The organism is Flavobacterium anhuiense (assembly GCF_004151235.1).
Lineage (GTDB): Bacteria > Bacteroidota > Bacteroidia > Flavobacteriales > Flavobacteriaceae > Flavobacterium > Flavobacterium anhuiense_A.
On the sequence record NZ_JUIV01000002.1, the window covers coordinates 312,826 to 327,071 of the forward strand.

Consider the following 14,246-nt stretch of genomic DNA (forward strand, 5'->3'; position numbering starts at 1 on the left):
TTTGTTTTTAAATACTGAAACAGAGAAGATTTAGGTCTTCTCTGTTTTTTTTATGGATTAACAAGAAATTTTTTTCTTAATTTGGTCTAGAATAAATCATAATAAATTGAAAAAATTCACTCATTATAAACAAGCAGATAATAAAGATTGCGGACCGACATGTTTAAAAATCATTGCTAAATATTACGGTAAAACAATCAATATTCAGGAGCTGAGAAATATTAGCGAAACAACTCGCGAAGGAAGTAATTTGCTTTTTCTGAGTGATGCCGCCGAAAAAATCGGTTTTAGAACTTTAGGGGTAAAGTTAAGTTTGGAAAGGCTGGAAGAAGCTCCGTTACCATGCATTTTGCATTGGAATAATAATCATTATGTTGTACTTTATAAAATTAAGAAGGGAATTTATTATGTTTCAGACCCTGCATTTGGGTTGATTAAGTATAATAAAGAGGATTTTTTAAAATTTTGGATAGGAAATAATGCTAACGACGAAACAAGAGAAGGGGTTGCATTATTGATAGAACCGACGCCAAAATTTTTTCAGTCTGATTTCGATAAAGAGGAAAATTCAGGATTGGGATTCAGATTCCTTTCACAATATCTATTTCAATATAAATCATTTCTTATTCAGCTTGCTATAGGGCTTGTTGCAGGCAGTTTACTGCAATTGATATTTCCATTTTTAACCCAAAGCATTGTCGATGTCGGGATCCAGAATCAGAATATTCATTTTATTTATCTGATCCTTTTTGCCCAGCTGTTCCTTTTTGCCGGGAGAACAGGTTTAGAACTCATAAGAAGTTGGATACTGCTTCATCTCTCCACTCGCATTAATATATCATTAATTTCTGATTTCTTTATCAAATTAATGAATCTCCCGATTTCTTTTTTTGATGTAAGGATGACAGGTGATATCATGCAACGGATAAATGATCATCATAGAATTGAAAAAATACTTACTACATCATCTTTAAATGTGTTGTTTTCTGTTATCAACATGTTTGTATTGGGGGCAGTTCTGGCTTATTTTAATCTCAAGATATTTCTGGTCTTTTTTGTCGGAAGCCTTCTTTATTTTGGTTGGATAAGCATGTTTTTGAAACAAAGAGAAGCTTTAGATTACAAGCGATTTTCAGAAGTTTCTAATGAGCAGAGCAAAGTGATGGAGTTGATAAACGGAATGCAGGAAATTAAGCTTCATAATGCCGAAAAACAGAAGCGCTGGGGCTGGGAATATGTTCAGGCCAGATTGTTTAGGGTTTCAATAAAAGGCTTGGTATTAGAACAGTCGCAAACTATTGGTTCATCAGTAATAAATGAATTAAAAAATATTTTCATCACTTTTTTATCAGCAAAATTGGTTATCGACGGTTCAATCACGCTGGGGATGATGCTGGCCATTAATTCAATTGTAGGCAGTTTAAATGGGCCAATTACACAGCTTATCCAATTTGTAAGAGAGCTTCAGGATGCTAAAATTTCATTGGCAAGATTATCTGAAATTCACGAAAAAGAAGATGAAACACAAGAAGAGGAGAATCTGTCCAATGATGTGCCGTATGATTCAGATATAGAATTAAAGAATATTTCGTATAGATATTTAGGTTCGGATATTATTGTTTTGGATAGTTTGAGTTTGAAAATTCCAGCTAATAAAGTAACCGCAATAGTGGGGGTAAGCGGGAGCGGAAAAACAACTTTGATGAAAGTGTTATTGAAATTTTATGATCCTGATAAAGGTGAAATCTATATTGGAAATTCCCAGCTGAAAAATATTTCCCAGAAGGCGTGGAGATCTAATATCGGAGCAGTAATGCAGGAAGGCTTTATTTTCAGCGACACAATTGCAAATAATATTGCGGTTGGGGTCGACAAAATTGACAAAGAACGATTGGTTTATGCATCGGATGTGGCTAATATCAAGCAATATATAAGCGAACTTCCATTGGGCTACAATACCAAGATAGGTGCAGAAGGATTAGGAATGAGCACTGGGCAGAAACAGCGACTGCTGATTGCCAGAGCAGTCTATAAAAATCCTGAAATCTTGTTTTTTGATGAAGCGACTTCAGCTTTAGATGCGAATAATGAAAAAGCAATTATGCAGAAACTTGATGTTTTTTTTAAGAACAAAACAGTAATCGTAATTGCTCATAGATTGAGTACAGTTATGAATGCCGATCAGATTGTGGTGTTGGATAAAGGAAAAATTATCGAAATTGGAAACCATACCACACTTGTTGAGCAGAGAGGGAATTATTTTGAATTGGTTAAAAATCAATTGCAGTTAGGGAATTAATTATGGCAGAAAACAACGATACATTTGAATTAAGAAGCGAAGAGGTTCAGGATATCTTGACCAAAGTTCCGCATTGGATGATACGATGGGGAACCGTTCTGATATTTGCCATTATCATTATGCTGTTTTTTGTTTCCTGGTTTGTCAAATATCCGGATGTCGTAAAAACAGAAATTGTAATTACAACTAATATCCCTCCAGAGAAAATAGTATCAAAGTCTTCTGGGCGCATCGAAGCTATTTTGGTTAAGAATAAAATGCTGGTTGCAAAAAACAGTACCCTGGCAATTATAGAAAATACAGCCAATTACAAAGATGTCTTTTTATTGAAAAAGATTGTTGAAGATTATGATATTAACAGTTCAAAAAAAGAGTTTCCTTTTGGATTATTACAAAATAAACAGTTAGGCGAAATAGAGAGTGCTTTTGCGGTATTTCAGAAGGATTATCAGGCGCAGGAATTAAATAAAGATCTGCATCCTTTTCAAGTAGAAAGCAGGGCGCAGAAGTCCGAAAAAATCCAGATAACCGAAAGAATAGAAATCCTGCAACAGCAGAAAACAATTAATGAGCGTGAACTCGAACTTCAGAAGAATGAAGTGGCGCGCTTTGAAACTTTATTCAATAAAGGGATTATTTCGGCTCAGGAAATGGAAGCTAAAAAACTTAGTTTCCTGCAGGCACAAAAGAATTACAGGAGTTTATTGTCGTCAATTTCTCAATTAAGGTCTTCTTTGATTGACAATGCAAAATCAAGTCAGAATTCGCAGATAAACAGTACTAAAGAAGAAGTTAACCTTGGGCGCAATGTTTCTCAATCTTTCTATCAGCTAAAAAAAGTGATAAGAGATTGGGAGTTGGCTTATGCATTAAAATCTTCTATCAGCGGTAAAGTAACTTTTCTGCAAGTGTGGAATGAAAATCAGACCATAAATGTTGGAGATAATGTATTTTCTATAATTCCAGATGCTAAAAATAGTTTTATAGGAAAAGTAAAAGCGCCAGCTTTAAATTCAGGAAAAATCAAAGTGGGGCAGCGTGTCAATATCCGTTTAGCGAATTATCCCGACAGAGAATTTGGTGTTTTGAAAGGCGAAATCAAAAATATTTCATTGGTGCCTGATAAGGATGGCAATCTTCTTATAGATGTTGCGCTTCCAAATGGACTGAAAACATCGTATAATAAACAGATTACATTTCAGCAGGAAATGAAAGGAAGTGCAGAGATTGTGACCGAAGATCTGCGTTTAATCGAAAGAATTCTGTATCAGTTTAAAAATATTTTTGAACAAGTTTAATAATATTAGCTCTAACTAACCAAAAGCCCAAATCTTTAAATGAAAAAAACTGTACTTATTGCATTTTTACTATTATTTCAATTTTCATTTTCAAAACCAATTACCGAAACTCAAAAGCTAGCTGCGACCTGCAAAGTTTGGGGGTTCTTAAAATATTATCATCCAAATGTTACCGATGGAAGCAAAAATTGGGATGAACAGCTATTTCAAATTTTACCAAAAATCGAGGAAGCTCAAACTTCTGAAGCTTTTTCTCTGGTTATAGAAAATTGGATTGATTCTTTGGGAGAAATCAAAAAACAAGAAACTTTAAAACCGAATGTAAAAAAAGAATATTTTGATAAAAACTTCGATTTGTCATGGTTTAATAAGAATGAATTGTTTTCGAAATCTCTTTCTAAAAAATTAAAGTTTATTGAAGAAAACAGGAATAAAAAACAGCAATTCTATTATACTTCTAAACCTTATATAGAAGTAATTAACGAAGTCAAGTACAAGGATTTTAAATGGACGGATAAGAATCTGCGTCTTTTGGCACTTTTTCGTTATTGGAATCAAATGGAATACTTTTTTCCGTATAAATATAAAATGGATCAAAGTTGGGATTCTGTTTTAATAGAAATGATGTCCCGATTCAGTAATCCAGAATCTGAAAAAGATTTTGCATTGGCCATGCGAGAAATTTCAATAAAATTGAATGATACACACGCGTCAACACAAATGAAACAGATGTCTGATTATTTTGGAGATAAATTTATTACTGCTGATGTAGTTTTTATAGATAATAAAGCGGTTGTTGTTGCTTTAAAAAATGATTCACTAGCTAAAATTGATGATTTTAGAGTAGGAGATGTGGTTACGAAAGTTGATGGAAAAACAGTAGGAGATTTAATCAATGAAAATTTGAAATATGCAGAAGGCTCTAATATGCCTGCAACTTTAAAAAATATTTATTGGGCTGTTTTCAACGGAAAAACAGAATCAATCGAAATCGAATTCATTCGTGACAACACCACTTCTGTTAAGAAAGTTAAACGTTACACTTATTCAAAGCTAAAAATTACAAATGCTAAAAATGCAGCGAAATGGAAATTATTGGATGATGCTATAGGGTATGTTGATGTTGAGAGAATAAAAGCAGACGAGCTTCCTAGTGTAATGAGTCAATTTAAAGATACTAAAGCAATTATTTTTGATGCAAGAAAATATCCAAAAGAAGCGAATATAGAAGAAGATATAGCGCAATATTTATATCCAGAAGAGAAAGCTTTTGCAAAATTTATAGATGCAGACTTGACATATCCGGGGAGATATGTTTGGAGAGAAGATCAAAAAACAGGAAAAACAAATGTGGATTATTATAAAGGTAAAGTGATTATTTTACAAAATGAAAAAACACAAAGCCATGGTGAACATCTAGTGATGTGTCTTCAAGCAGCTCCAAATGCCACAGTTATTGGCAGTCAGACTTCGGGTGCAGATGGTGGAACATGCAGATTTGAAATTATAAAAGGTTATTCAACCATATTTACAGGTTTTGGAATTTTTTATCCAAACAGAAAAGAAACTCAAAGAGTTGGTATTGTTCCAGATATTGAAGTTAAACCAACAATTTTAGGTATTCAGCAAGGCAAGGATGAAGTTCTTGAAAGAGCAATTCTTTTTGCGAAAAATGGCAAATAATTAAAAATAATAGTAAAAGTATCATGAAAAAAATCATCATTTTTTGTCTAATCTTACTGGGGACTATTAGTTATTCTCAAAAATTAGATTGCACTAAATTTAAGAATGGAAAGTTTGCGGCTCCAGCTTTTCCAGATGAATATGCTATTCGAAGAGATTCTATTGAAGAGTGTTATTTTGATAGTAAATTGCAAACCGTTTGGAGTGTCAAATGGCTTAGTGATTGTAAACTTGAAAGGGTTTGTATAAAAAACGTAGGAGCCGAGAATGTTAAAATTGGAGATAAAAGTGTAGCAGAAATAATTTATACGGACGATGAATGTGTTACTTATTCAATAGAATATTTTAATGAAGAAAACCCGAATGGAATAGATTTTCAAAGAGGAGTGTGTCTGCAAAAAGAGTGATTTATTCAAAGATGTTTTCTACATCTTCAAATAAAAATCTTTAGTCAATTCAATATACTCAGGAGTATAAACGTGTCTGTCTATTTCGATAACAAGTTCATCTATTTCAATTTCAGAAACTTCATTTCGGCTAAAAGCCAATAAACTGCGTTTTATTTCAGATTTTGGAGTTCCTTTTACTCGAGTAATTTTTAGAGGATATAATTCAGATTCTTTTGCCAGAGCAATAAATTTTTCTTCTTCTTTGAAAGGAATAATTAAAGCAAATATTCCGTTTTCTGAAAGCAGTAAATCGGCAGCTTCAACTAATTCTTCAAAAGGCATTGCATCTTGAAAACGGGCTAAATCGCGTTGTTCGTTTTCTGTTTTATAGTCTTCAGCATAAAAAGGAGGATTTGAAACGATCAAATCATATTCATCTTCTGGCTCGTCAATAAATTCATCTAAACCGGCATGAAAACAAAATAAGCGATCGCCCCATGGGGAAGCTTCAAAATTTTCTACAGCCTGTTCATAAGCATCTTCATCAATTTCAAGAGCATCAATTTGTTCTGCGTTTGAACGCTGCGCAATCATTAAAGCAATAATTCCTGTTCCCGCACCAATATCCAAAACACTAAATGGATTATTAGAAATAGGAGTCCAAGCACCCAATAAAACGCCATCGGTGCCAACTTTCATAGCAGTTTTGTCTTGCTTAATAGAAAATTGCTTGAAGCTAAATAAAGACATTTCTGAATAAATAAAATTTACGATAGGTAATGACTGAAAACTGTGACTGAATGCTTTTACAAGTACATTTCCACAAGGCCTTCAGGAAGATCCATGATTACTTTTTTGTTCTCACGATCGATTTTTACTAGAAATTGATCAATCATAGGAACTAAGATTTCGACTTCACCATTTAAAACTTCAAAAAGAGGCTGTGCAGTTGAATCATTTATAGAAGTTATTTTTCCGAAAACGCCTAAACGTTTGTCTTCAATTTCGAAACCAATAACTTCATGGAAGTAAAATTTGTTACCGGTAAGTTTTGGCAACATAGTTAAAGGAAGATAGATAGGACTGCCAACAAGAGCATCTGCATCTTCTTCAGTATTTACATCTTCAAAACGAACTCTAAGAAAGTCGTTCTTGTGCAATGAGCTAGTTTCAATAAAAAAAGGAACCAAGTGTTTGTTGTTTTCAACAAACACTGATTCCAGATTTTCGTATAACTCAGGTTCATCTGTGTCTAAATAGACTAAGACTTCCCCCTTGAAACTAAATTTTTTAGCGATTTTACCTAAATAAAAACAATCTTCTTTACGCATTATCGCTAAGTAAAAATTATGCTTCAGTTGTTTCGTTATTCTCTTCAGCGGCAGGAGCTTCTTCAGTAGCTTCAGCAACTTCTTCAGTAGCTTCAGCAGCTTGTGCAGCGGCAGCAGCTTCAGCTTGTGCAGCAGCAGCATCAGCAACACGTTTAGCGTTAACTTCTTGCTCAGCTTTTAAAGCTTTTGCTTTAGCATCAGCTTTTGCTTTAGATAAACCATCTTTTTTAGCATCAACTTTACCAGCTTTTGCTTCTAACCAAGCAGTTAATTTAGCATCTGCTTGCTCTTGTGTTAAAGCACCTTTACGAACTCCTCCATCAAGGTGGTGTTTCAATAAAGCACCTTTGTAAGAAAGGATAGCTCTAGCAGTATCAGTTGGTTGAGCACCATTGTGTAACCATTTAACTGCGCTGTCAAGGTTTAACTCAACAGTTGCTGGGTTAGTGTTTGGATTGTAAGTACCGATTTTCTCTAAGTATCTACCATCTCTTTTTGAGCGTGCATCTGCAGCTACTACCCAGTAAAAAGGTTTTCCTTTTTTACCGTGTCTTTGTAATCTAATTTTTACTGACATAATCTAGTGATTAAATTTTGAGGTACTCGACCTCTGTTAATTAAGGGCGCAAAGATATAATTTTTTTATGAAAAATGCGTTTTAAAAGAGATTAAATCTATTTGAGTTGTTTTTTTAGCATTTTTTTGACTTTTTAATTTAAGTATTTAGTTCTTAATGCGATACTTTTGCATCAAATTCATTTTAAATATGAAAAAATACTTTTACTTTTTATCACTTTTACTGTTGCTTATGTCTTGTACAGAGGATATAAGATTTAATAATCCGGCTTTTCAGACCTTAAAGGATAATAGTTTTTGGAGAGCACAAACCTATCAAGCTGGAACCGAATCGAATGATTTTTTTACTATTGAAGGTTCTTTAGGTTACGAACAGATAAAATTTCAACTTCCTGAACCAGATGAGAAAACGTATGTTTTAGGTATAAATGATGATATAAAAGCCATTTATAAAAATACATATAAAGGACAGGAAGCAGAATTTAGCACTGGAACTGGCAAAGGAACGGGAGAAATTGTCGTTACAGAATACAATACTGTTGATAATACTATTTCAGGAACGTTTAAATTTACAGCAGTTAATACTGATCAAAATGCTGAAAAACAAACTATGCATTTTTCGGAAGGCGTTTTTTATAAAATTCCAGTGACACAGGGGCCTAACTTTGTTCCAGTCAACAATTAATTTCCTAATTTGAGCCTCATCAAATCAGAATAAAAACTTAAATAAATCCATAACATAGTAGATTAGATATAAATAAGACTACATTTGCTTCTTATTATAAATAAATATCTATGAATATTTTCGTTGGGAGCCTTCCATTCAGTATTGAGGAAGCAGATTTAAGAGAGTCTTTTGAGGCTTATGGAACAGTTGACTCTGTTAAAATTATTACTGATAAATTTACTGGAAGAAGTAAAGGCTTTGGTTTTGTTGAGATGCCAAATGATAGTGAAGCACAGAAAGCTATCGATGAATTGAACGGTGCTGTTGTTTCAGGTCGTACAATCGTTGTAAATAAATCTGAGCCAAAACCAGAGGGCGAAAGAAGAAGTTTTAATAACAACCGCGGAGGAAACGATCGTGGTGGTTACGGGAACAACCGTGGCGGAGATCGCGGAAACAGAAGAGAATATTAATGTTTTTTTTCTAAAATATAAAAGGGATAAACTTATGTTTATCCCTTTTTTTGTTGCTTTTGTTTCAAGTTTCAGGTTTTTCCAACTTGAAACTTGAAACAATTAAAACGTGAAACAAAATTTATACATTCGCAGCTAACCAGTCACCAACTTCTTTAGTACCGTATGCTTTGCCTCCGTTTGCTAAATCTTCGGTAACTACTCCAGCTTCTAAAGCTTTGTTTACGGCATCTCTCATCGCTTTTCCTTCTTCCATTAATCCGAAGTTTTCGAACATCATAGCAGCAGATAAAATAGTAGCCATTGGGTTTGCAATGTTTAATCCTGTAGCTTGTGGATAAGAACCGTGAATAGGTTCAAACAACGATACTTCAGCTCCCATAGATGCAGAAGGCATTAATCCCATTGAACCAGAAATTACAGAAGCTTCGTCTGTTAAGATGTCTCCAAATAAGTTTTCAGTAATTAATACATCATAAGAGTTTGGCCATTGTACCAAACGCATTGCAACAGCGTCAACAAATTCGTAGCTCACTTCAACCTCTGGATAATCTTTTTCCATTGCTTGAACTGTTTCTCTCCACAAACGAGAAGTTTCCAAAACGTTTGCTTTATCAACGCAGCATAATTTTTTAGAACGAGTCATCGCCAATTCGAAACCTTTTTTAGCTAAACGCTGTACTTCAGCTCTAGTGTAAACACAGTTGTCGTAAGCTGTGTCTCCGTTATCTTTTCTTCCTTTTTCACCAAAGTAAATTCCGCCTGTTAATTCTCTTAAGAAAACTAAATCAGTTCCTTCAATTCTTTCTCTTTTTAATGGAGATTTATCTAATAATGATGGGAATGTAAAAGTTGGTCTTACGTTTGCGAATAAACCTAATGCTTTACGCATTTTCAATAAGCCTTGCTCTGGACGAACTGGTGCAGAAGGATCATTATCATATTTAGGATGACCGATTGCTCCAAAAAGAACAGCGTCAGCATTTTTACAAATTTCGTGTGTTGAATCCGGATAAGGTTCTCCTACTGCATCAATTGCAGCGGCACCAGTTAAAGCTGGTTTCCAAGTGATTTCATGTCCGAATTTTTTTGCAATAGCATCAGATACTTTTACAGCTTCATTTATTACTTCTGGTCCGATTCCGTCTCCGGCTAAAAGGGCTATGTTTAATTTCATTCTATATTTTTTAAAAGGTTCTAAGGTTCTGAGTTGCTAAGATTCTAAGTTTTTATTCTTATTACTTAGTTTTGTTTTTAAGATTCTGAGTTGCTGAGATTCTGAGTTCAAAGGAGAAAAACTTAGTAGCTTAGAATCTTAGCAACTTAGAACCTATGTAATTATATTTAACATTTTTTGCGTTGCAATAATCGCTGCAACAGTTTGATCCGAATCTAATCCGCGGGTTTTGAATTCTTTTCCGTTATTGACCCAGGTAATAATAGTTTCGCATAACGCATCAGAACTACTTCCTGGCGGGATTCTCACGGCATAATCAATCAATTTCGGAAGCGTTAGTTTTTTGCTTTTGTAAATCTTAGATAAAGCATTCATAAAAGCATCAAACTGACCGTCTCCTTGTGCGTTTTCTTCGATTATTTCTCCGTTTAAATTTAAAGATAAAGTCGTAGATGGGCGCATTCCTTTAGAATGAACCAGCATATAAGAATTTATCGTAATTTTTTCTTCGTAAGTGTGGCTATCCAAAACATCTGAAATAATGTATGGAAGATCTTCTTTCGTTACGGTTTCTTTTTTGTCGCCCAATTCGATAATTCTTTGGGTAACCAATTTCAAATCTTCATTGTTTAGTTTTAAACCTAATTCCTGAAGATTCTTTTCGATATTGGCTTTTCCAGAAGTTTTTCCTAAAGCGTATTTTCTTTTTCTTCCAAAACGTTCGGGAAGTAAATCGTTAAAATAAAGATTGTTTTTGTTGTCTCCGTCGGCGTGAATTCCAGCAGTTTGGGTAAAAACATTATCACCGACAATTGGTTTGTTTGCAGGAATTCTATAACCTGTAAAAGTTTCAACCAGTTTGCTTACAGAATACAAAGACGTTTCTTTAATATTGATTTTTACTTCTGGCAGATAATCATTAATTACGGCAACAGTACTTTCAAGCGGTGCGTTTCCGGCGCGTTCTCCCATTCCGTTTACCGTTACGTGAAGTCCGTTGATTCCTGCTTTTATCGCTTCCATAACATTGGCAACGCTTAAATCGTAATCGTTATGTGCATGGAAATCAAAATGAATGCTTGGATATTTTGTTCTAATTTTTGAAATAAATTCAAAAGTTAAAGACGGAATTAAAACGCCTAAAGTATCAGGAAGTAAAACTCTTTTGATTGGTTGAGTTGCTAAGAAATCCAAAAATTGAAAAACATAATCTGGAGAATTTCGCATTCCGTTGCTCCAGTCTTCCAGGTAAACATTGGTTTCAATATTGTTTTCTTTGGCTAAAGAAATAATTTCAGCGATTTCAGAAAAATGCTGTTCTGGAGTTTTCTTTAATTGATGTGTTAAGTGATTCATTGAGCCTTTGGTCAATAAATTCTGCACTTTGGCACCCGCTTTTTTCATCCAATCAATTGAAACTCCGCCATCAACAAACGTCAAGACTTCAATTCTGTTGATGTATCCTTTTTCTTCAGCCCAAGAAGTGATGCCTTTTACAGCCTGAAATTCTCCTTCGCTTACGCGGGCAGAAGCAATTTCAATTCTATCAATATTTAATTCCTCCAGCAACAATTGCGCAATGGTCAGTTTTTCTGCAGCAGAAAATGAAACTCCTGAGGTTTGTTCACCATCACGGAGTGTCGTATCCATTATTTCAATTTTTCTTTTTTCCATATTGATATTCTATATTTCTTTTAATTCGAAATTATAGCGGGTTCGTATTATTAATTTAGAAAGACCCGAGAGGTTTTGAAGCCTTTCGGGTCTAATAGACTGAATGATATTTCTATTAGTACGGAAGTTTATCAGCAAAAGCTTTAATATCTTCCTTCATGTTTTGTAAATAATCAATATCGTCGAAACCATTAATCAGGTTGTTCTTTTTGTAACCGTTAATAGCAAAAGATTCTTGCTCGCCAGTTGATAACAAAGTAATGGTTTGGTTTGGAAGATTGATTTCCAATTCTGTTTTAGGATCAGCTTCGATAGCTTTGAAAATATTAGCTAAAAATTCTGGGCTGATTTGTACTGGCAAAACACCAATATTCAAACAGTTTCCTTTGAAGATATCTGCAAAGAAAGAAGAAACGACAGCACGGAATCCGTAATCGTAAACTGCCCATGCAGCGTGCTCTCTAGAAGATCCAGAACCGAAGTTTTTTCCTCCAACAAGAATTTTTCCGCTGTAAGTTGGGTTGTTTAAAACGAAATCTGCTTTTGGAGTATCATCTCCGTTATATCTCCAATCTCTAAAAAAGTTGTCTCCAAAACCTTCACGTTTTGTAGCCTTTAAGAAACGAGCTGGAATGATTTGATCTGTATCTACGTTCTCAATTGGCAACGGTACGCCGCTGCTTGTAAGTATATTAAATTTATCGTATGCCATTTTAATTTTAGATTTTAGATTTTGGATTTTAGATTTTAGATTTTCTGAATGTGAGAATCTATATTAAATCTAAAAGCAATTTTATTGAATTTTTGAAATTGTTATTGCAATTGTCATTGACTAGAACAGTTCTCTCGGATCTGTTAGTTTTCCTGTAACAGCAGCTGCGGCAGCCATAATTGGACTTGCAAGAAGCGTTCTTGAACCAGGACCTTGACGGCCTTCAAAGTTTCTGTTTGAAGTACTTACTGCATATTTTCCAGCAGGAACTTTATCGTCGTTCATAGCTAAACAAGCAGAACATCCTGGCTGACGTAATACGAAACCAGCTTCGGTCAAAATATCTAAAATTCCTTCTTCTTTAATCTGAGCTTCAACAACGTGAGAACCCGGAACTAACCAAGCCGTAACATTATCTGCTTTTTTTCTTCCTTTTACAATTTCAGCAAAAGCTCTAAAATCTTCAATACGTCCGTTTGTACAACTTCCTAAGAAAACGTAGTCGATTTGTTTTCCAATCATTACGTCATCTTCGTTGAAGCCCATGTAAGCTAAAGATTTTTTGTAAGTTTCCTCACCGCCTTCAACTTCTTTTGCGCTTGGGATATGTTTTGTGATACCGATTCCCATTCCAGGGTTTGTACCGTAAGTAATCATTGGTTCGATGTCTTCTGCTTTGATGTTTAATTCAGCATCAAATACAGCATCAGCATCTGTTTTTAGCGTTTTCCAGTATTCAACAGCTTTTGTCCAAGCTTCTCCTTTTGGAGCGTAAAGTCTTCCTTCAAGGAAGTCGAAAGTAGTTTGGTCAGGAGCAATCATACCTCCACGAGCACCCATTTCGATACTTAAATTACAAACTGTCATACGGCCTTCCATAGTCATGTTTTCAAAAACATCACCAGCGTACTCCACAAAATAACCTGTTCCTCCAGAAGTAGTTAATTTAGAGATGATATAAAGCGCAACGTCTTTTGGACCAACACCTTTACTAAGTTGCCCGTTTACGTTGATGCGCATTTTCTTTGGTTTAGGCTGCATAATACATTGAGTAGAAAGCACCATTTCAACCTCAGATGTTCCGATACCAAAAGCAATAGCTCCAAAAGCACCGTGAGTAGACGTATGCGAATCTCCACATACAATAGTAGCGCCTGGCAAAGTAATTCCGTTTTCAGGACCAACTACGTGTACAATTCCATTTTTTTGGTGACCTAATCCCCAGTGCGAAATTCCGTATTCAGCGGCATTGTCTTCAAGAGCTTTAAGCTGGTTTGCAGAAAGCGGATCCTGAACTGGTAAATGTTGGTTTATGGTTGGTGTATTGTGGTCGGCAGTTGCAAAAGTACGTTCTGGATATAATACATTAACGCCTCTTGATTTTAATCCTAAAAAAGCAACAGGACTCGTAACTTCATGAATGAAATGGCGGTCAATAAAAAACACATCTGGCCCATCTTCAATTTTACGCACAACATGTGAATCCCATACTTTGTCAAATAATGTCTTACTCATTTTTTATTTTTTTTAATTGTAATTTCTATAACCACAGCAATTTCCTGTTCATTATAATAGCAAAACAAAAGTAAAAAAAGATAAAAAAGCGTCAATTTCGATATTTCATTATATACGATACCCAAACTAATTTACAAATTACCAAATGGCTTTTGCATGCTAAAATTTGAAAGAAGAATGATGAAGAAACTGATTTGCTTTTTCTTTTTCGGCTTCAATTTTACCTGATTGTTTTTTGTTTTAATAGTTTGCAAATTTATCTTAAAATCAATACAAAATATAAGAATTTGATCGAAAAAATCTAACAAATTACATAAAAATAGTAATAATTGTTAGTTTTGAAATTTTTGCTAAAAGAGTGCTTTTTGAGTTTTTTAAAGCTTTTAAAGGAGTTTTTTGGACGTTATTTAGATTCAATAAAACATCAAAATACTACGACATCCAAGAAGTGT

13 protein-coding genes are annotated in these 14,246 nt (G+C 34.3%); 6 read left to right on the forward strand and 7 right to left on the reverse strand.

Annotated features, from left to right (window positions below; translation table 11 throughout):
- The first annotated feature begins 106 nt into the window (after positions 1-106).
- The 4 genes from NU08_RS04215 to NU08_RS04230 are packed head-to-tail and all read left to right on the forward strand — an operon-like array spanning position 107 to position 5,687.
- Entirely contained in the window at positions 107-2,299 is a 2,193-nt protein-coding gene (locus NU08_RS04215) for a peptidase domain-containing ABC transporter (protein WP_129745999.1), read from the forward strand.
- A 2-nt stretch (positions 2,300-2,301) separates the two neighbouring features.
- On the forward strand, positions 2,302-3,597 hold the full coding sequence (locus NU08_RS04220) for an HlyD family secretion protein (protein ID WP_129746000.1): 1,296 nt from the start codon (positions 2,302-2,304) through the stop codon (positions 3,595-3,597).
- A 39-nt stretch (positions 3,598-3,636) separates the two neighbouring features.
- A complete protein-coding gene (locus NU08_RS04225; protein ID WP_129746001.1) occupies positions 3,637-5,280 on the forward strand; it encodes a S41 family peptidase in 1,644 nt (547 codons plus the stop codon).
- A gap of 23 nt (positions 5,281-5,303) precedes the next feature.
- Complete coding sequence (locus tag NU08_RS04230; RefSeq protein WP_129746002.1) at positions 5,304-5,687, forward strand: hypothetical protein; 384 nt, start codon at positions 5,304-5,306, stop codon at positions 5,685-5,687.
- Between the two features lie 18 nt (positions 5,688-5,705).
- On the opposite strand, the gene NU08_RS04235 is transcribed toward NU08_RS04230, so the two are convergent.
- From NU08_RS04235 to NU08_RS04245, 3 genes are all read right to left on the reverse strand, one after another.
- Positions 5,706-6,368 (reverse strand): tRNA1(Val) (adenine(37)-N6)-methyltransferase, encoded by a 663-nt coding sequence (locus tag NU08_RS04235; protein ID WP_242502478.1) that lies wholly within the window; start codon positions 6,366-6,368, stop codon positions 5,706-5,708.
- Between the two features lie 107 nt (positions 6,369-6,475).
- Positions 6,476-7,000 carry a ribosome maturation factor RimM gene (gene rimM / locus NU08_RS04240; protein ID WP_129746004.1) on the reverse strand — a complete coding sequence of 175 codons (525 nt, stop codon included), beginning with the start codon at positions 6,998-7,000 and terminating at the stop codon, positions 6,476-6,478.
- A 16-nt stretch (positions 7,001-7,016) separates the two neighbouring features.
- A complete protein-coding gene (locus tag NU08_RS04245) occupies positions 7,017-7,577 on the reverse strand; it encodes a 30S ribosomal protein S16 (protein ID WP_008466226.1) in 561 nt (186 codons plus the stop codon).
- Between the two features lie 189 nt (positions 7,578-7,766).
- Here NU08_RS04245 and NU08_RS04250 point away from each other — a divergent pair, with 189 nt between their 5' ends.
- Entirely contained in the window at positions 7,767-8,261 is a 495-nt protein-coding gene (locus NU08_RS04250) for a DUF6252 family protein (RefSeq protein WP_129746005.1), read from the forward strand.
- A gap of 110 nt (positions 8,262-8,371) precedes the next feature.
- The gene (locus NU08_RS04255) at positions 8,372-8,716 is read left to right on the forward strand and encodes an RNA recognition motif domain-containing protein (RefSeq protein WP_012023384.1); all 345 of its coding nucleotides are present in this window, start codon (positions 8,372-8,374) and stop codon (positions 8,714-8,716) included.
- Between the two features lie 121 nt (positions 8,717-8,837).
- On the opposite strand, the gene leuB is transcribed toward NU08_RS04255, so the two are convergent.
- The 4 genes from leuB to leuC form a co-directional block, all read right to left on the reverse strand.
- Positions 8,838-9,893 (reverse strand): 3-isopropylmalate dehydrogenase, encoded by a 1,056-nt coding sequence (leuB, locus tag NU08_RS04260; RefSeq protein WP_129746006.1) that lies wholly within the window; start codon positions 9,891-9,893, stop codon positions 8,838-8,840.
- A gap of 153 nt (positions 9,894-10,046) precedes the next feature.
- On the reverse strand, positions 10,047-11,567 hold the full coding sequence (locus tag NU08_RS04265; RefSeq protein ID WP_129746007.1) for an alpha-isopropylmalate synthase regulatory domain-containing protein: 1,521 nt from the start codon (positions 11,565-11,567) through the stop codon (positions 10,047-10,049).
- Positions 11,568-11,682: 115 nt separating this feature from the next.
- A complete protein-coding gene (gene leuD, locus NU08_RS04270) occupies positions 11,683-12,279 on the reverse strand; it encodes a 3-isopropylmalate dehydratase small subunit (RefSeq protein ID WP_129746008.1) in 597 nt (198 codons plus the stop codon).
- Between the two features lie 120 nt (positions 12,280-12,399).
- The gene (gene leuC / locus NU08_RS04275) at positions 12,400-13,794 is read right to left on the reverse strand and encodes a 3-isopropylmalate dehydratase large subunit (RefSeq protein WP_129746009.1); all 1,395 of its coding nucleotides are present in this window, start codon (positions 13,792-13,794) and stop codon (positions 12,400-12,402) included.
- Between the last annotated feature and the right edge of the window lie 452 nt (positions 13,795-14,246).